Consider the following 19,945-nt stretch of genomic DNA (forward strand, 5'->3'; position numbering starts at 1 on the left):
CTAAAGTCCATAACGCACCCTACCAAATGAAAGGTTTTTCAGTCTGCTAATAATGAGTGCCTGTTTTACGATGGTTCATGGCAGTAACAGCATCAGGTTTGATTAATTTACCGTTTTCAACAGTGGCATAAACTACCCAGTGATCACCACATTCCATCAGTTCATTGACTGAACATTCTACATAAGCTAGGGCATCAGTGAGAATTGTACAGCCATTATCTGCAACTGTGGTGCTAAAACTGGTAAATCTGTCTTCTCCGGGAGCAAAACTTTTACGGAAATGCTTTGTATACTCTAGATGATTACCTTCCTCTAGGATATTCAAAGCAAATTTACTACCTGGATACATGAGAGATTCTATGGCTCTATCTTTAGCGATCGCCACAGTCAGACCAGGAGGATTAAAGGTAGCCTGAGACACCCAAGTGCCTAGCATCCCCGTAGACACATCACCCTGTTTAGCTGAGACTACACAAACTGAACCCACTATCCGACCTACAGCTTGTTCCATCGGCGTAGCAGATTGCTGTGGTAAGCGGACTTTTTTCGCCTTTCTCAAAGTTTGAGCAAAATCTGTACCAACTTCTTCACAGAACTTGAGTGTTACATCATCAGGCTTAAACTTGACCCTCAGAGTATCAAATCCAAACCGATAACCAGCATCCCGAAGTTTACCTTCAATTAAATCAAAGGCTTCGCCACTCCAGCCGTAAGAACCAAAAACCCCTGCGAGTTTGTTGCTATCACCCACAGTTAACACGATTCCCAAAGCCGTATGAATGGGAGTTGGAGCATGACCCCCAATAGTGGGAGAACCAATCAAAAAGCCATCACACTTTTGAATAGCAGCGTTGATTTCATCAGGAGTGGCAAATTCGCAGTTAATCGAATGCACTGCGGCTCCACCTTTAGTTAATCCCAAAGCCATCGCCTGGGCTAGAATAGCTGTATTTCCGTAGGCTGAAGCATAAAGCAGAGCAACGGATATCTCCCGATCCTTTTGAGCATCGCTCCATTCTGCGTAAGCCTTAGTCAGTTCCATTAAGCCAGTACGTACCAATGGCCCATGACCCGCAGCATACATTCTTACCTGGAAATCTGAGATTTTCTCCAAAGCTGATTCTACGTGCTGAGATTGGGGAGCCATCAGACAGTTGTAGTAGTAGCGTTGGTCTTCTTTCAATGCTTCCCAGTTGTCATCAAACACTTCATCGCCACAGATATGAGCGCCAAAAAGCTTATCTGTGTAGAGAATTTGGGTTTTTTCGTCGTAAGTACAAAGTCCTTCTGGCCAACGAGGACTAGGAATAGGCAAGAATTTTAAAACATGACTCTGACCTAAATCCAGAGTTTCTTTCCCCCGCATCACTAAAATTTTTAGGGCGTTATCTGGAAAAGCATGACGCAAATTAGCCTCACAGGGAAGAGAACAAACAAATGTTACCTGCGGTGCTAGTTCTAAAATTGCCTTGAGTGTGGGTACACGATTGGGGCTAAAATGACCCAGGATCACATAATCCAACTGTTTCAAGTTGATGGTTTGCTGTAATGCCTGGACATAAATTTCTGTGAAGGTTTCAGCAGGTGGGTCAATAATTGCGGATTTATCGCCTTCAATTAAATAACAATTAGAGGTAGTACCTCTTTCTCTGGCGTATTCAATTTCAAACCGCAGGCGTGACCAACTACGCGCTCTAATAAATTTGGTGTTTGTAGCGATGGGGAGAACTTGTACGTCACGGGGTTTGGAATTGCTCATAGATTTTTGGTGAAGAAATTTGGAAAAAACAGGGAAAAACCGGGTATATGTGTCCCAGTTTTTAGCAGATTTAAGAAAGCGATTCAGGAAGTTCATGGAAATTTTTAAATCAGTTACCAGTGAACATTACGCAGGTTGATAACTGTTCACTGATAACTGTTTACTGAATTTATTAGTAGTAGTTACCTACTTTCCGATGGCGAACTGCTGTCAGTGCATCAGATTTAGAAACACGACCTTCTGCAACGGTGCAGTATAAAAGCCAGTGATCGCTGCACTCTATGCTTTTTTGGACTTCACATTCCATGTATGCGAGAGCGTCAGTGAGGATGGGAGAACCGTTTTTGGCGGTTTGGGTTTTGACTCCCGCGAATCTGTCAGCACCGGGGTGTAAGCGCTTGAGGAAATGCTTTTTCAGTTCTTGATAATTGCCTTCTTCGAGGACATTGAGGACGAAGCGATCGCCTACTTGCATCAACGAATCAATGGCGCGGTCTTTGGCGACAGCGATTGTAAATCCTAACGGTTGTAAACTCGCTTGTGCTACCCAGGAGGCTAACATTGCACTGCTGACATCACCTTTTTTGGTGGTGACAATGTATAGTCCGTTGCTAATCCGTCCCAAAGCTTTTTCTAAGTTGACATCAAGAGACTTGATTTGCTTGATGTTACGTTCACGCATCAGCAACTGTCCCAAGTCTGTACCCGCTTCTTGGCACATTTGGAATGTACTGGCGGTGGGAGCTTCTTTAATCCGAATAGCTGGGAAGGCTTCTTTTACACCCAAGTCAATAAACTTTCGCCGCAGGGTATCAATGGGTTCATCATCACCGCCGTAACATTCAAACAAGCCCACCATTTGCTTGTTTTTAACGACGGATAATAAGGAACTAATCCCAGCTTGAGCTGCAACAGCAGTAGATGGAGGCATTCCGATAATCACGCCGGTGGCTCTACCTGCTAGTTCTTGGATTTCTTGCAGTTCGGCTGTGCTGATATCAATGACTTCTATGCCGACTCCGGTTTTTTGGATACCTTCAGCGATCGCTAAACCTAGCTGATCGCTATAGCCATACTCGGAAACATAAAACAAGCCGACGGTGGTTTCTGTTTTGGCTTGTTTTTGACTCCAATTATGGTAGCACTCTTTTAACAAGTCTAAGTTATGGTACAGTAGGGGACCGTGACCGTTGGCGATCATGTTAATTTTGCCCAACTCGCCCATTCTCTTCATGGCGTTCAACAGAGAACGCGCATTTGGCCCCATCAGACAGTCATAGTAAAATCTAAAGTCGGCTTCAATCGCTTCTAAGTCTTCATCAAAGGTGCGATCGTCACAGAAGTGCATCCCAAAAGCATCACAAGTGAAGAGGGTTTGGGTTTTGCGGTCAAAGCTGAAGATTGTATCTGGCCAGTGGAGGTTAGGCGCACTGACAAATTCGATTTCGTGTCCTTTGCCAATGTCGATGCGATCGCCACTTTTTACAATCCGCTTGGAAAAGGGATCGTGTACCAAACCTTCTAAAAACTGAAGGGCAATTTTTGAAGCTAATACAGTCGCTCTCGGTGCTAATTGTAGTACATCTTCAACCAAGCCGCTATGGTCTGGTTCTGTGTGGCTAACGATTATGTAATCAATTGTCTTGGGGTTAACAAGACCTTTCAATGTATCTAAATATAGTTGCCGAAACTTCTGGTGAGAAGTATCGATCAAAATTGTCTGTTCACCCCTAATTAGATATGAATTATATGTCGTACCGTTTTGTAGTCCGAATTCGATATCGAAGCGATCGCGATCCCAATCAAGAGAGCGAATCGCTGTTGTGTTAGGGGCAATTTCTACAGTCTGTATAGTTAATCGATGCTGTACGTTCTCTGCGACCGTTACCATTCTTTGTCTCCGAGCGCAAATTTTTAGTATTCTTTTTCTGCACCCATTGTCGCTGGAATTTATTTGTAAAGTTGTAATGAAGATACTATTTTGATAATTTAAACTTGTATTAATTATTGCGTTTTTTTTGTGGTTTTTATAACTCAAAGAATATACTATTAATTCCCAGGTATTGCTTTTTAATTATTGTTTTTTATTGATTTAATTTCATCATATATATATTGTTTCTCTGACAAGCATTTCGTAATGAAAAACATAGAATGGAGTTTTTAACGCAAAGGTCGCTGAGTACACGCAAAGTTACGCAGAGTCTTGATTAAAACATTTTGTAGTATGATTACCAATCATATAAAATATTTCATAGCCCCCTCCTCGCTTGCGGGGAGGGGGTTGGGGGTGGGGTTCTTTCACTTATGAATGAAGTAAAAGGCAAAGTTTATCTTGTCGGTGCTGGCCCCGGAGATGTGGCTTATCTGACAGTAAAGGCTTACACTCTGTTAGCCAAAGCTCAGGTGTTAATCTATGATGCTCTAGTAGATCAGCAATTGTTACAGTGTGTATCACGTGATTGTTTGCGGCTAGATGTTGGTAAACGTGGTGGTAAACCTAGTACGCCACAAGCGGAAATTAATCAGTTACTTGTGCAGCACTGCTTAGAAGGAAAACAAGTGGTGCGACTAAAATCAGGTGATCCGTTTATTTTTGGGCGCTGTACTGCGGAAATTCAAGCTTTGCAAGGTAATGATTGTGAGTTTGAAGTTGTACCGGGTATTTCTTCGGCTCTTGCGGCTCCATTAATGGCTGGGATTCCTTTGACAGATCCGGTGCTGAGTCGTTGTTTTGCTGTGTTAACAGCCCATGAACCAGATGTTTTAGATTGGGATGCGTTATCTCGGTTGGAAACTTTAGTGATATTGATGGGTGGGCGAAATCTGCCTGAAATTATACACCAATTAGTTAGGCACGGGCGATCGCCTTCTACAGCCATTGCGATTATCCGTTGGGCGGGAACTCCTCAGCAACAAATTTGGACAGCCGAACTGGATAATATTCTCGAACAAACTAGCGGCGTTTCTCTCTCCCCAGTGGTAATTGTGATTGGCGAAGTCGTGAGACTATGCAATTACTTACAACCTGAGAAAATATCTTTAGATCAAGTTTCTCACGCCCAAACAATGCTAAACAAATTTTCTGCATCTCTCCCCCTCACAGGGAAAACTATCCTGGTAACACGTTCTTCTGGACAATCGAGCCAATTTAGCGATCGCCTCACCGCATCTGGTGCGACTGTGATTGAAATGCCAACTTTAGAAATTGTCCCGCCTTCGAGTTGGGATGCTTTGGATCAAGCGATCGCGCATTTAGCTGATTTTCATTGGTTAATTCTCACTTCTACCAATGGTGTAGACTACTTTTTTGAGAGATTAATCGCCCAAGGCAAAGATATTCGGGCTTTAGCTGGAGTTAAAATTGCCGTAGTTGGTGAAAAAACCGCCCAAAGTCTCAGCCAATACCGTCTTTATGCTGATTACATTCCTCCTAATTTTGTCGCTGATTCTTTAGTAGCCAATTTCCCCGCAGCACTACAGGGTAAAAAGGTGTTATTTCCCAGAGTGGAAAGCGGTGGACGAGAAGTTTTAGTGAAAGAATTAACGACTCAAGGTGCAGAGGTGGTAGAAGTGGCTGCATATCAATCTCGTTGTCCTAGTAATATACCAGAATCTGCAAAGTTTGCTCTACAAAATCGCACTGTCGATATAATTACTTTTGCTAGTTCTAAAACTGTAAAATTTTTCTGTCAACTCATAGAAAATATATTTGATTGCAACTCTGATATAACTGATGCTTTAGCGAAAATTTGTATTGCTTCTATTGGTCCCCAAACCTCGAAAACTTGCCATAGTTTATTCGGGCGCGTGAATATTGAAGCTGAGGAATATACTCTCGATGGCTTAACTCACGCACTGATCACATGGGTGGAAAATTCGGAAGTTAATGAATAAACGCATTATCGGCTTAACTGGGGGTATTGCTACAGGTAAAACCACTGTCGCCAATTATTTGGCTAGTGCTTACAATCTGCCAATTTTCGATGCAGATATCTATGCTAGGGATGCAGTGGCTGTGGGTTCGCCAATTCTGAGTGCGATCGCTCACCGTTATGGCGAAGAAATTTTACTCCCAGATGGTAGCCTCAATCGAGAAAAATTAGGTGCAATTATCTTTTCACAACCAGATGAACGCCATTGGGTAGAAAGTTTGATTCATCCTTATGTCGTTGCTCGTTTTGAACAAGTGATCGCTCAATCATCATCAGAAACACTTTTATTAGTTATCCCTCTGCTGTTTGAAGCTCAGATGACTAATTTAGTTACAGAAATCTGGGTTGTCAGCTGCTCTGATTTACAACAACTGCAAAGATTAGTGCAGCGAAATCATTTAACGCCAGAACAAGCCCAATCTCGCATCAATAGCCAGTTATCTCTGTCAGAAAAAGCCGCCCGTGCAACTATTGTACTTGATAACTCTTCTACCCCAGAGTCCCTGCTCAAACAGATAGATATTGCTTTGTCAACCAACTAGAATAAACATATAGGATGCGTTAATTTAATCTAGCCAAATATAAAGGAATGTTAAGTATGTATAACAAAATTTTGGTTGCTGTAGACAAGTCAGAAATGACTCAATATGTGTTTGAACAAGGCGTATTTTTGGCAAAAGCGGCTGAAGCTGAAATGATGTTACTACACACACTATCTCCATTAGAAGACCCCTATATCAGCCCTGTATTTACACAACCAGATTTGATTTATCCATCTGTGCAAACTACACCTATGGATACTTATATACAGGAGTGGGAAACACTGAAAAAAGAAAGACTAGATTGGTTGCGATCGCTTAGTGATACAGCAATTCATGCAGGTGTAAAAACTGGGTTTACCCAAAATCTCGGTGATGCTGGCAAAATGATTTGTGAAGTTGCGCGTAATTGGCCAGCCGACTTAATTATAGTTGGTCGTCGAGGTCGGACTGGAATCAGTGAGTTTTTGCTGGGTAGTGTCAGCAACTATATATTACATCATGCCCCTTGCTCGATTTTAACAGTACAAGGGCGTATTCCTCCTAACACAGAAATTCCTCCTAGTCTGTAGGTGCTGCATACAACAGTTTTTTAGTAAATGAAGTACACATTTTAATTTTATAAATCTTGGCACTTATGGCAAGATGCCCAACCTTGTGTAAATTTTAGGCATATCTCACAAATGGATAATTATCTGAAACCAAATTAAATCTGCATCTTAGGTTAATCTTTTTGGGTAAAATTCATGAATCTATCCCTACGCCTTTAGCTTGGTCTATATCCATTAGACAAAAAATGATTCACCAAGCCTAAATTTTTTGTCAGGTTTTTTACTATTACTGCCAACAAGCTATTTGCTTCATAAATTATACTTCCCAAATATACATATTAATAATTGTAAAAAATATCCGGAATCTCACAACCTGCTAAATATCTAGATAAACACAGATAAAAGTATTTATACTTCTAGATATATTTAACATAAAATTAGTGTTTATACGGATACACTTAAGTCTGAAAGTGTTTAAACTAATAAATGAATACATATAAATTAATGGGAGCATAGAGCAAACTAGTAGAGAATGATGTATTAGATAACGCCTCTACTAGATTAATATTTGTAGATTTGCTAATGTCGTTAGTCTTGCCAATCTTACATTCGGGATCGCTATCAATTACTACATGACAAACAAATGGGCAGCTATTTGTAATCATTGAGATACTTAGCAACAGCTATATAACTAGTTTGGGTATTTAAAGGGCTGAGTTATTAATTAAAGGAAAAAAATATGACCCACCCAGAACTGATGATATCGAATAACATACTTCATGAATTTAAAACTTGTACTCAACTTCAATACAATGGATATTTAAAAGTTAAGAGTACTAAGGGACACCAATGGACTTTTTTCTATCGTCTAGGACGGATAGTTTGGGCGGCCGGCGGAAGTCATCCTTTCCGACGCTGGCGGCGAAATATGGCTCAATACTGCCCCCAGGTTGATATAGATAAGTTAAATTTACGTGGAGAAGACTTAGAAACTAATCACTGGGATTATCGCATCCTGGAAATACTGTATAAAAGACAGAAAATTCAACGAGACCAAATTCACGCTTTTGTAGAAAACACAATCGCAGAACTGTTGTTTGATTTAGCTCAACAAACAAATTTTGTTTCTGCAAGTTGCGATCGCAGCCAGGAGGTTATTCTAGAAACACCAATGAGTTTCACTAGTGCAAATGTATCTATGAAACAAATGCAAGATTCGTGGAAAATTTGGTCAGAAGCTGGTTTAGCTAATTTTTCTCCCGACTTAGCACCAGTTCTGCGAAAACCAGAACAACTCCAGCAGCAGGTAAGCGAATCTGTCTACAAAAACTTTGTAAATTTGATCAATGGCCAATACACTCTGCGAGATTTAGCCGCAAAAATGAAGCAGAGTATTGTCCCTGTCACTCGTTCATTGCTTCCTTATATTCTCAAAGGGATAATTGAACTGGTAGAAGTCCCTGATTTACCTTTGTTAGTGACAGCAGTCCAAAAAAGTCCGGCTTCCAGCCAAGTTAACACGTCAAATGCGCCATTAGTAGCTTGCGTAGATGATAGTCCTCTGATTTGTAATATGCTTGAGGAAATTATCGTCGCCAATGGACTGAGATTTATCAAGATTCAAGATGCTATACAAGCTTTACCAACCCTGATTCAAGATAAGCCAGACCTGATTTTTTTAGATTTAATTATGCCCGTTGCTAATGGTTATGAAATTTGTACTCAGCTGCGCCGAATTTCAGCTTTCAGTAACACACCTGTAATTATTTTAACGGGAAATGATGGTCTTTTGGATCGAGTCCGGGCTAAGGTGGTCGGTGCTACCGATTTTATGACTAAACCCGTAGTATCAGATAAAGTCATGAGTGTAGTACGAAAGTATCTACCTGTAAAGACTCAACCTCAACTCAAAAGGAGACTAGATCAATCTCATTTAAAGGTTTGTCACTAAAACCTTAAAGATGACTATTTTCTCTAGAGATGAATTTTCAAAGTTTAATAATTAAACTTTCTCAGTGAACCAGGATACATTCTACCCAATCAATATTTTTAACATCTGGGGATTATCAAAAATAAGCCCTGATTGTTAATCGAATTAATAAATACTGTTTTTTGCAAATTCAAAATATTAAATGTAAATTTTTGCCAATCATAGTAGTTTCTCTGATCCCAATATAGAAAATATCCATCAAAATTAAAGAGATTCCCACTTCGTATTTGTCTAATCTAGACACAGAGTTGAGTTTTGTGTTTTCGTTCAGAGAAGGAATTTATAGGTAATTGCCATGAATACTGTTTTAGTAGTTGAAGATGGTGTGACTGATATGGAAATTATCAGCCGTTATTTGCAGCAAGCAGGTTACTATGTAGTCAGTGCTACAAGTAGTGAAGAAGTTCAAAACAAAATAGATAACAATAAGCCAGATTTAATCTTTCTGGATGTAATTCTCCCAGGAAAAAGCGGATTTGAAATTTGCAGAGAATTAAAAAATAACCCAGACACTAGCAAAATCCCCATTGTTTTTTGCTCAACTAAAAATAGTGATGTAGATAAAATTTGGGGAAATATGCTGGGTGCTGAAGCTTATCTTGCTAAACCGATAAATCCAGAGGAATTAGCAATTACCCTCAAAAAATTAATTAAGTGACACTGGAGTATTTAGCACAATCTTGTATGAACTTACTCATAGTTGATTAATGGTAAAAACCCCAAATCTATCTGTGAGAACAATCCAAAATTTAAAATTGTCTAACTTAGATTAATTATGTATATCAAAGGACAAACAACTTTGGATAACAAGCAAAAATTTTTAAGTTTGAACTTGGGCGCAAGAGACACAGCTGTAATTTCTTTGCAGGAGATTACGGAAGTGTTTCAAGTTTCCCTCGCCGATATATGTGGTGTTCCCCAAATGCCAAGTTGTGTTTTGGGCATCTATAACTGGCGTGGTGAGATGCTTTGGTTAGTTGATTTAGAGGAAATGCTGGGTTATCCACCAGTTCTGCAAGGAGCAAATTTTCTCTCAAATATGATGGCCGTTGTCCTGGAAAGGGAGGGTAAATATTTAGGTTTATTGGTACGGTCTCTCATGGATATTGAATGGCTAGATACCAATGAAATTAAAACTCCATCTGCGGAATTATTTTATCCAGCTATGTCACCTTTCTTAAAAGGATATTTTATTAATAGTTCTGAGGAGATGGTCTTAAGTTTGGATGCTACGGCGATTATTCAATCTCCCATCTGGGCTATTAATAATTAATTTTATTTTCCGGTTGACTACTATTAACAATCTTTGAGGTTTTTTACAATGACAGTCGCATATCATAACAGTCGAGAAAATGAACCTACAACTTCTGAATTAGAAGAGTTAGAACACCAAAATGTTGGCAAGAGTGAGACTAAATCTGAAGTAAGTGCTGTTTCCCAGGAATTTAAAACTTGGCGGCGACAATTCCAAGAAATTACAACTCGGATGCGCCAAGCCTCAGATATAGATACGTTACTTCAAGTTACTGTGGCACAAGTGAGAGCGAAAATCGGTGGCGATCGCGTGTTGATTTATCGCTTTACTTCTCTTGAGGCTGGTACGGTTTTATCAGAATCTCGCAGCAGAGGTTGGACACCAACTCTAAATGAAAATCTTCCAGGTATTCTGTTTGGTTTATATACCAGTACCGACTATTTAGAAGCTGTCGCAATTAATGATATTGACCAGGGACAACTGACTCCTTATCAAAAGCAACTACTAGAAAAATTTCAAATCAAATCTAGTTTGAGTTTACCGATTATAGTTGGGGGTAAAGTCTGGGGTTTATTAGCCATCAATAATTGTGCTTCCATGCGTCAATGGCAAGAGAGTGAAACTACTCTACTATCTCAAATTTCCACAGAACTTACATACAGATTACAAAGCTTTGAATACCAAAAAGAATCACAACAGCAGATATTAGCAAAGAAATCAGTAGCTAAAGTCATTGATAAAATTTTGCAGGTATCAAGCCTCGATAAAATTTTTCAAACAACTACTCAAGAAATTCGCCAATTATTACGATGCGATCGCGTCGGTGTTTACCGCTTTGAACCTGATTGGAGTGGTAAGTTTGTCGCTGAGTCGGTGGCTGAAGGTTGGATCAAAATGGTGACACCAGACTTTAAAATGGTCTGGGAAGATTCACACCTGCAAGAAACCAAAGGCGGACGTTATGCCAAGGGTGAAAGCTTTGCTGTGAATGACATCTATCAAATGGGTCATGCTCAATGCCACATTGATATTTTAGAACAATTTGATATGAAAGCCTATATGATTGTTCCTATTTTTTCTGGGGAACAATTGTGGGGTTTATTGGCAGCTTATCAAAATACAGGGCCTCGTGAATGGCAATCTTGGCAAGTTAACTTCTTGACTCAAATTGGCTTGCAATTTGGTGTAGCTATTTCCCAAGGTGAATATCTAGAACAAGTGCAGCTAAAGTCTGAGCAATTAGTGCAAATTGTTGACCAAGAAAAGGCGTTAACAAAGACAATTAACCGGATTCGACAAGCTTTAGATGTAGAGAGTTTCTTTAAAACAACTACACAAGAAGTTCGTCAATCATTGCGATGCGATCGCGTCGCCGTTTATCGCTTTAACCCTGATTGGGGTGGTCAATTTATCGCTGAGTCAGTCGGCAATAATTGGATCAAACTGGTAGGGGCTGATTACAAAATGGTTTTGGATGATACCTACTTACAAGAAACTCAGGGAGGTCGTTACGCTAAAAGTGAAAGTTTTGTTGTTAACGATATTTATACAATAGGTCATGCTCCTTGCCACATTGAAATATTGGAGCAGTTAGAAGCCAAAGCTTATATGATCGTCCCAATATTCTTTGGTGATCAATTATGGGGCTTACTGGCAGCTTATCAAAACTCTGGCTCTCGTGAATGGCAACCCTGGGAACTTAACTTTTTAACTCAAATCGGCTTACAATTTAGCCTCGCCAAATCCCAAATAGATTATTTAGACAAACTGCGTCAACAATCAGCGAAAATTGCCCAAAGTGTTGAACAAGAAAAAGCATTTTCTAAGATAGTTAACCAAATTCGTCAATCCTTAACATCAGGGATAGATGAAATTTTTAAATCTACTACTCAGGATATCCGTCAACTCTTCAAATGCGATCGCTGTGCTGTCTATAAATTCACATCTGATTGGGGTGGTCATTTTATCTCCGAATCAGTAGCCACAGGTTGGATAAAACTAGTCACGCCTGAACATAAAACCGCCTTCGATGATCCATGCTTACAAGCACTTAAAGGCGGTGATTATAAGAAGGGTAGCAAATTAATAGTCAGTGACATTTATCAAGCCAGCTTTGATACTTGCTACATTGAAATATTAGAAGGTTTTGAAGCCAAAGCCTATGCGATTGTCCCCATCCTATTTGGTGAAAAACTTTGGGGATTACTAGCAGTTTATCAAAACTCTAGCACCCGCGAGTGGCAAGAATCGGAGACTAACCTGTTAGCACGGATTGGGGATCAATTAGGACTAGCTTTGCAACAAACAGAATTCTTACAACAACTACAAGCACAATCAGCCAAACTATCCGAAGCCGCAGGACGAGAAAAAGCTGCGAAAGAATTACTGCAACAACGCTCAATTCAACTGCTAACAGCCCTCAGACCAGCCTTGGATGGAGATTTAACAGTCCGCGCCCCAATTACCGAAGATGAGCTAGGTACAATTGCGGATGCCTATAACAACACTTTACAAGCACTGCGGCAAATCGTTATCCAAGTACAAAGCACTTCTCAAAAAGTAGCCCAAACTTCCAGTACTAGTGATGCTTCACTAGCGGGACTGACAAATTTAGCAAAACAACAATCTCAAGAAATTACCACAGCCCTCAACGACATTCAACAGATGGTAGATTCTACCCAAGCTGTGGTAGCTAACGCTGATTTAGTGCAAGTGGCGGTACAAAAAGCTAACCAAACTGTAGAGTCTGGTGATGCAGCAATGAACCAAACTGTTCAAGCCATCCAAGCGATTCGTGAAACCGTCGCCCAAACTAGTAAAAAAATTAAACGCCTCACCGAATCTTCGCAAAAAATCTCCAGAGTGGTCAACTTAATCAGCAATTTCGCCACACAGACAAACGTACTGGCGTTGAATGCTGCTATTGAAGCCACTCGTGCAGGTGAATACGGTAAAGGCTTTGCAGTTGTAGCCGATGAAGTTCGTTCCTTGTCTCGCCAGTCAGCCGCAGCAACAATTGAAATTGAGAAATTAGTCCAGGAAATTCAATCGGAAACTGGAGAAGTAGCAGTAGCGATGGAAACAGGGATTCAGCAGGTAGTAGAGGGTACAAACTTTGTTAGTGAAACCCGCCAAAACTTGAATGAAATTGTTTCTGCAACTGCTGACATCAGTCAGCTAATTGAGCAAATTACCGCAGCCACCCAAAAACAAATGGGACAATCTGTAACGGTAACGGCATCAATGAAAGATGTAGCCGCAATTGCCAACCAGACTTTTACCGAATCTCAAGAAATTGCTGCTGTTTTACAAGATTTATCAGGAATGGCACAAGGATTATTAGCAACTGCTAGTAAGTTTAAAGTCAACTAATTAGGGAGTAGGGAGAAGATGCAGGGGATGGGGGGGAGTTCAAAATTACTTTACACTGCCAATTGCTTAATAACCTTTGCTCTTCTCCCCCTGCACCTCACACCCTCCCCTCTACTTCTTCCTAGTAACCAATCCCCAGGATAAAATTATGATTACAGACGCTGAAATTCGCGAACAAGGCTATATATATTTTCTGGCAGAAGCACCAGATTTATTGCAAATAATTGAGCAAGAACTGTTTGCCTTAACAGAAGAATTTAGTATTGCTAAAGTTCATAAGTTAATGCGGGCAACCCATACCCTGAAAGGCGGATCGGCTAACGTTGGGTTAGAGATAATTAAGATGATCTCTCATTCGTTAGAAGATGTGTTTAAAGCTCTTTATAGTCCAGATGTGGTCATTGATACTGAACTACAAACGCTTTTATTCCAAGCTTACGAATGCCTCAGTCTCGCCCTAAATACAGAACTGACAGATAGTACTGTCAATAATGAAGAACTATTGCAAAGAGCCGCTTTAGTTTTTGCTCAATTGCAAGAAAAACTCGGTGATGCTTTTGGTGCTGAAACTCATATTCCTACTTCGGAAGAATTAGGTTTTGATATTGTGCAGTCCATCTTTGAAACTGGTGTAAAGCAGCGTTTACAAAGTATAACTGAAGCTATTATTAATCCACCTGATGATGAAGAATTTCAAAGTTTTTTAGTTTCTCAGGCTGAAGTGTTTTTAGGGTTGGCAGAATCATTAAATTTACCTGGGCTGCAAAAACTTTGCCAAACAATGATCACAGCATTGCAAGCAAACCCCAAAAAAGTATATCAGATTGCAGAACTAGCTTTAGCAGACTTACAGCAGGCACAAACAGATGTCCTAGCAGGCGATCGCACTTCTGGTGGTACACCTTCCCCAGAGTGGCAAAAATTTACAACTGTAATAAATGAAGTAAATCAAGTAAATCAAGTAGATGAAGTAAATCAAGTAGATGAAGTAAATCAAGAGTTATCTGGATCTACTGGTAATTTTCTCATCAATGCCGAAGAATTTTATAAATTTTTAACGGCATCTGGTAATACTAAAAATGAACAGATAAAACCAACAACTGCTAAGTTATATTTGAAAGTAATTTACTATATTTTTGGCTGGTTTAATCACCAGATGGGAATACCAAAAGAAGAACTTGAGTTGTCTTTGTTGATTCCTAAATTAGAGAAAGATGACCAAACAAATTATATTACTAATTGGTTGAATGATTTTTTGTATTTTGTCCAAGGTGAAGAAGATAGCCATAGTCTTTGCCTTTATCGCCACGGAATAATTTTAATCATTCTGCTAGCCGTTGCTAAATTTGAATATATATCTGATAAATCTGAAAACTATACTCTGTTAGTTCAAATATTACAAAATAAAATCCGTACATTAGCAAAAGAATATAAAAATTATCCCCCTGTTAATGCACAAGAAAGAAATTGGCTTGATAGTCCCAAATTAAGACATTTGCTAGTTTTTCAAGAAACATCAATGGCTGAAGAATTACCTATCAATGACAATTTAGTAGAGTCAATATGGGGAGGAGAAGCTGATCAAAGTATCACTGAGGAGAAAGTCGATGAATCATTAGCTATTAGTGATATTGTAGTTGCAGATATTCTCGAAACAGATATTGAAGGTATTGCTGATACAAGCATCCAAAACAACGAACAAATACAAGATAAATTCCAGCCGCCAGAAAGTAAAAATTATCGCAAACCTACATTCATTCGTGTAGATGTAGACAAGCTGCAACACTTGAATTATCTAGCTGGGGAATTATTGATTAATCAAAAACGCCGGACATTATATGATGAAAAAATTCAAGAAATATTAGAACAATTATTGCAACGATTTAGCAAACACCAAGCAAGTTTAAGTAAATTAAGAGATTTGCCTATACAGATACAAAATTTCAACTCCCAATCTACACAAAAATTTTCATCTGTCAACTTCGATTCTTTAGAAATGGATGTATATACAGAATTTCATTTATCGTTGCATGAAGCGATGGAAGAAACTCTGCAATTACAAGAAACTACAGAATCCTTAGAATTACTCCTCAAACAAGCTACTCAAGTTAGCGACAAAAAGCAGAATTTGGCTTTTAGTATCATAGATAATTTGGTGGAGGCGCGTTTATCACCTCTAGGGAATGTCCTCAATCGCTTACCCCAGTTGGTGACAAAACTGGCAAGTGTCTATCACAAACTTGTAGAATTGAAACTCACAGGAACGGGAGTGCTAGTTGATAAAGCGATTGCAGAAAAGCTTTATGAACCCTTATTACACTTAGTCCGTAACGCTTTCGATCACGGGATTGAATCTCCACAGATGCGGAAAGAACGTGGGAAACAAGAACAAGGATTGATTGAAATTTGCGCCTATCATCAGGGTAGTCAAACTGTGATTGAAGTCCGGGATGATGGACAGGGATTAAATTTTGAGCGGATTCGCAAGAAAGCTATTGAACTAGAATTTATTCCTGATGATGACGCTAGAAGCTATTTTTCTCAAGCTGAACAATCGGAATTGCTAGATTTGATGTTTTTCCCTGGATTGTCCACAGCTGATCAGGTAAATGAAATCTCTGGACGTGGTATGGGGTTAGATATTGTGCGTTCTCAGTTACAAGCGCTCAATGGCTCCATTTCAGTTCAATCTTTGCCTAATCAAGGTACAACTTTTACCCTTAAAATACCTTTGTCTATGACCACTGACACATTAATGTTAGTCCAAGCGGGAGGGGTTGTATATGCCCTACTATTGGAAAGCATCGAAAAAATATTGATTCCTGCTAATCAGCAAATCAGGGAATTTGAAGGTAAAAGAGTTTTACATTGGAATACAGATGGCAATGAAACTATAGTTAACCTGCATAAATTTTCTGACTTACTTGACTACCAAGGTTCATTGTTTAATAGTGCTAATTTACTCGATAATATATCACTCAACCATGAAGCCGGAGTCATGAAAAACCCGGTACTACTACTGCGGCGAAATCAAGGTGTTTTTGCTTTAGAAGTTGACCAAATAATTGGTGAACAAGAATTAGTAATTAGACCTTTAGGAAATGCGATCGCTCCCCCAAAATATGTTTATGGTTGTAGTAGTTTAGCCAATGGCAACCTCATCTTAGTAATTGATGGTACACTGCTGCTAGAGTCGAAAGAAAGCCCAATTAAGCTGAATATTGCCGCACTGCCAGCAGCTCATAATTCTGAGCAAAAAGCCTTAGCAATGTCAGGGTATAATGTCTCAGATATGCCTTTATTGGCTGGTTCTGCACCCACAAATACTATAGAAGAACAACCCAGGCGTTCTCTAGAACCAAGTCGCAAAGCTCCAAAAGTGATTTTAGTTGTAGATGATGCCATTAGTCTGAGGCAAACCCTGTCTCTGACGTTGCAAAAATCTGGATATCAAGTCATACAGGCACAAAATGGTGTAGAAGCTTTAGAACAGTTGCAACGCCATTCAGAAATTCAGGTGATTGTCTCCGACTTAGAAATGCCACGCATGAATGGTTTTGAGTTGTTAAGCAATCTCCGTCAAAACCCAAATTTCGCCAATCTACCCATAATAATACTCACTTCCCGCAGTGCCGAAAAACATCGTCAGCTTGCCCAAGAACTCGGCGCAAATGCTTACTTGACTAAGCCTTATTTAGAGCATGAATTTCTCTTGATTATCAATGATTTGATTAATCAAGAAGAGGAAGATTTGGCTTCTTTGTTAATGGTATAGGAAAGTACTGAGATGCGAGCAAACACGTCCTATAAACCAAGTTATTTCAATTCTGACTTGTCACGGGATCTGGAAAACCCGTTTCCATTCCTCTCCCCTGCAAGGCTACGGTGTACACACAAGTCCAAAAACCTTTCATTTGGTAGGGTGCGTTATGGACTTTAGTCCTAACGCACCGAGAATCTAAGATGGTGCGTTGCGCTACGCGACAACACACCCTACAAAAAGAAATTTGGGGTAATTTAATCATTTTTGTGTACACAGTAGCCCCTGCAAGGAGAGAGGCTTTGGGTTGACGTAACTAAACCCAACCTACAATTTTTTGCAACATTTTAAGCTTGCCAGTCCAATACAGTACTTAATTTCTTTCATAAATTAAGTAGGTAGGCACAAATAAACGTAACTATGTAACGAAAAGTAAAAACGCTGAAAACCTCGTGATTGCTTCACTCCACTTCGTTCCGTTCGCAATGACATACCTTGAAATTTTCTCACCCACCTACTTACATCAGTTTTCATGTATTTGAACAACATCTGTCGTAGGGGCGCAAGGCCTTGCGCCCCTACAGTGTGGTCTATTTATCTAAAAATACCTGTAAACCGGATTACTATATTTATATTTTATCGGAATTTAATTCTTTGAGGGTTGATGGAAATAAAATCAAAAATTTTGTCCCCTGATTGTGGGCAGAAATACACTGTAATGTGCCATGATGTATCTCTGTAATAATTTTATAGCTAATAGATAAACCCAATCCTGTGCCTTTTCCTACAGGCTTAGTAGTAAAAAAAGGGTCAAATAATTTCTTTTGGAAATGCTCAGGAATACCAATCCCATTATCAGAAATACTAATACATACTTGGTTGTCTTTGGTCAGTTCAGTACTAATAAAAATTTTTGGTTCTCTAGTAAATTTGTCGCTGCTAATAGCTTCTTCTAAAGCATCAATTGCATTAACTAAAATATTCATAAATACCTGATTAAGTTGTCCCACATAACAACCTATCAACGGTAAGTTACCATATTCTTTAATTACGGCAATTTCTGGACGTTCTGAATTAGTTTTTAAACGATTTTTTAAAATCATGAGTGTGCTATCAAGACCATCATGGATATTCACAGATGTGATTTCTGACTCATCTAACCGAGAAAAATTGCGTAAAGATAGGACAATTTCTTTGATTCTCTGAGATCCTATTTCTATGGAAGATAGTAACTTAGGGAGGTCTGCAACTACAAAATCTAGGCCAATATCTTCTGTAATTTCTTGAATTTCTGGAACAGGATGAGGATAGTACTGCTGATAAACTTGTATCAGTTTGAGCAAATCTTCAATGTATTCCTTTGCGGGAGCAATATTACCATAGATAAAGCTGACTGGGTTGTTAATTTCGTGTGCTACACCTGCAACTAATTGACCTAAACTAGACATTTTTTCACTTTGTATTAGTTGCGTAGCTAATTGTTGCGCCTTATGTTCAACTTCTGCTAAAATCTCAGCTAATTTATCGTTAGTATCAGCCAATTCTACTTCTCGCAATTTGATAGTTGCAAAAGATTTTTCCAAATTTTCTGACATATAGTTAAATGATTCTGCCAATTGACCGATTTCATCATTGGTAATCACTTGTGCTTGGCGATAAAAATTTCCCTTCGCTAATTCTTTAACAACTTTAGTCAGTTCTGTCACTGGCTTAGAAATTGATTTAGCAACTACAATAGCTGCAAAAATTACTAAAATAAGTGTAACTGTAACTAAAATAATAATAATATTTCTCAGTGTTTTTAATGAAGCGAAGGCTTCCAATGTATCTATTTTGACTAATAAACCACTGTTTAAGGAAGGTAAATATCTCCAAGCAGCGATAGTTTCTTGACCTCGATAATCAATGCTAATACCAAAGCCTTTGATTCCTTGAGATGCTTGATAAAGTGGGTGTGATGTCTGCTGCTTAATCTTAATAGTTCTGTTAAAAGCAGCGTTGGCATCATGACGTATGGGTGAGGTAAAAACTATGTTTCGATCAATTCTAGAAACTACAATTGTTTCACCTGTTTTACCTAAACCAATATAATTATTAACAACTTTATTAAATTCGTGATTATTTAGTTTTAATACTAATACACCAATAACTATATTATTCCTAAAAATAGGAGCAGCAATAAAAGCAACAGGTTCTTTAGTATCCAGATGATAGCCAAAGTTTGATATTTCTACTTGCATTAATGTTTTAGCTCGGTCAAAAACTTTGGCTAGCTCATAATTTTTGTATCTTCCTGTATAAAAATTTGTACCCAGTTCTTGATGACGTTTTACCGAAAAAATAGCATCACCTGCCTGAGATATTAAGATAATATCAGAATAACCAAATATTTCTAAATAATTAGAGAGAAAGTTTCTATACTGTTCATCTAATTGTTTATATGCTGTAGAATTTAAACCAAATTGTTCAAACACCTGTTGATATCTTTGGACGGCATCAATTATATTGGGGATTTGTGTAATAGCTGTGGCATTATTCTTGCGTTCATTAATATAATTTTCTAGCCGTTGGGCTTTGTTATCTGCCACAGCAATCAAATTATTTTCAGCTTCTTTTTTCTGAGAACTACTGGCAATGTAATAGTTTAAGCAAGTAATGGTCGTCAGAGGCAATAAGGCAATTATTAAAAACCACAATATTAATTTGTTAACAATTTTGCTGTTTTTCACATTCCATTCCAAATTGATATTTATATAGATTCGTCAATAGCTGAAAATTCCCTAAAAA

At 38.8% G+C, this 19,945-nt stretch carries 11 protein-coding genes; 8 read left to right on the forward strand and 3 right to left on the reverse strand.

Annotated elements, in window-relative coordinates:
• Positions 1-46: 46 nt before the first annotated feature.
• Both ACM0OW_RS11130 and ACM0OW_RS11135 read right to left on the reverse strand, forming a co-directional pair.
• The gene (locus ACM0OW_RS11130) at positions 47-1,759 is read right to left on the reverse strand and encodes a diflavin flavoprotein (protein WP_414550124.1); all 1,713 of its coding nucleotides are present in this window, start codon (positions 1,757-1,759) and stop codon (positions 47-49) included.
• A 172-nt stretch (positions 1,760-1,931) separates the two neighbouring features.
• The gene (locus ACM0OW_RS11135; RefSeq protein WP_414550125.1) at positions 1,932-3,650 is read right to left on the reverse strand and encodes a diflavin flavoprotein; all 1,719 of its coding nucleotides are present in this window, start codon (positions 3,648-3,650) and stop codon (positions 1,932-1,934) included.
• Between the two features lie 413 nt (positions 3,651-4,063).
• Here ACM0OW_RS11135 and cobA point away from each other — a divergent pair, with 413 nt between their 5' ends.
• The 8 genes from cobA to ACM0OW_RS11175 all read left to right on the forward strand — a co-directional run bounded on the left by cobA (position 4,064) and on the right by ACM0OW_RS11175 (position 17,173).
• Complete coding sequence (cobA, locus tag ACM0OW_RS11140; RefSeq protein WP_414550126.1) at positions 4,064-5,653, forward strand: uroporphyrinogen-III C-methyltransferase; 1,590 nt, start codon at positions 4,064-4,066, stop codon at positions 5,651-5,653.
• Complete coding sequence (coaE, locus tag ACM0OW_RS11145) at positions 5,646-6,233, forward strand: dephospho-CoA kinase (protein ID WP_414550127.1); 588 nt, start codon at positions 5,646-5,648, stop codon at positions 6,231-6,233. The genes cobA and coaE overlap by 8 nt, the downstream gene beginning before the upstream one ends.
• A 56-nt stretch (positions 6,234-6,289) precedes the next feature.
• Complete coding sequence (locus ACM0OW_RS11150) at positions 6,290-6,802, forward strand: universal stress protein (RefSeq protein WP_414550128.1); 513 nt, start codon at positions 6,290-6,292, stop codon at positions 6,800-6,802.
• Positions 6,803-7,520: 718 nt separating this feature from the next.
• Positions 7,521-8,732 (forward strand): response regulator, encoded by a 1,212-nt coding sequence (locus tag ACM0OW_RS11155; protein ID WP_414550129.1) that lies wholly within the window; start codon positions 7,521-7,523, stop codon positions 8,730-8,732.
• Positions 8,733-9,066: 334 nt separating this feature from the next.
• A complete protein-coding gene (locus tag ACM0OW_RS11160; protein WP_414550130.1) occupies positions 9,067-9,429 on the forward strand; it encodes a response regulator transcription factor in 363 nt (120 codons plus the stop codon).
• A 141-nt stretch (positions 9,430-9,570) separates the two neighbouring features.
• Positions 9,571-10,044, forward strand: coding sequence for a chemotaxis protein CheW (locus tag ACM0OW_RS11165; protein ID WP_414550131.1), 474 nt, complete (start codon positions 9,571-9,573; stop codon positions 10,042-10,044).
• 48 nt (positions 10,045-10,092) lie between these two features.
• Positions 10,093-13,398, forward strand: coding sequence for a GAF domain-containing protein (locus ACM0OW_RS11170; protein WP_414550132.1), 3,306 nt, complete (start codon positions 10,093-10,095; stop codon positions 13,396-13,398).
• Positions 13,399-13,546: 148 nt separating this feature from the next.
• Positions 13,547-17,173: a response regulator gene (locus ACM0OW_RS11175; RefSeq protein WP_414550133.1), complete on the forward strand. Its 3,627-nt coding sequence runs from the start codon at positions 13,547-13,549 to the stop codon at positions 17,171-17,173.
• Positions 17,174-17,787: 614 nt separating this feature from the next.
• Here ACM0OW_RS11175 and ACM0OW_RS11180 read toward each other — a convergent pair.
• The gene (locus ACM0OW_RS11180; RefSeq protein ID WP_414550135.1) at positions 17,788-19,887 is read right to left on the reverse strand and encodes a sensor histidine kinase; all 2,100 of its coding nucleotides are present in this window, start codon (positions 19,885-19,887) and stop codon (positions 17,788-17,790) included.
• Between the last annotated feature and the right edge of the window lie 58 nt (positions 19,888-19,945).

The organism is Anabaena sp. CCY 0017 (assembly GCF_963920885.1).
Lineage (GTDB): Bacteria > Cyanobacteriota > Cyanobacteriia > Cyanobacteriales > Nostocaceae > Nodularia.